The sequence below is a fragment of the Limnospira sp. PMC 289.06 genome (genome assembly GCF_032350395.1).
Lineage (GTDB): Bacteria > Cyanobacteriota > Cyanobacteriia > Cyanobacteriales > Microcoleaceae > Limnospira > Limnospira platensis.
Genome location: NZ_JARPLC010000524.1, coordinates 1 through 380 on the forward strand (window position 1 = coordinate 1; position 380 = coordinate 380).

Consider the following 380-nt stretch of genomic DNA (forward strand, 5'->3'; position numbering starts at 1 on the left):
AAATGTTTTGGAACCTACTAATTGTTCTCCGTTCTGTAGGGGAGTGTATAGCATAACCTTGAAACTCTCCCAGCTAGGGTAATCATCCCAGTTAGGGAACAACCTGAAATATGCCTCTTTAGTAGACTCGTAAGATGCTAAGTCGCTAGCGATATCGCGGGAGCGTGGTCTTCCTGTGTTGCGGTTGTAACCCGCAAAATACTCATCCTCTAGTTGTTGGAATATTTCCCGATAGGTTATCAGATTATCCTCAATCTGGTTCTTTCCTAAGATAGTCGCATCGTACCAGTTCCAAAATTCACTAGCGCTAGTAATGGTTCCCAAGGCTTCTGATACCAGTTTAGCTTTCTTAACCCCGTCTATCACCCCTTGAGGTGTAG

At 44.2% G+C, this 380-nt stretch carries 1 pseudogene; it reads right to left on the bottom strand.

The annotated features are described in order from the left end of the window. Window positions 1-380 (bottom strand): annotated as a pseudogene (locus tag P5674_RS26105) (hypothetical protein); the annotation flags it as partial.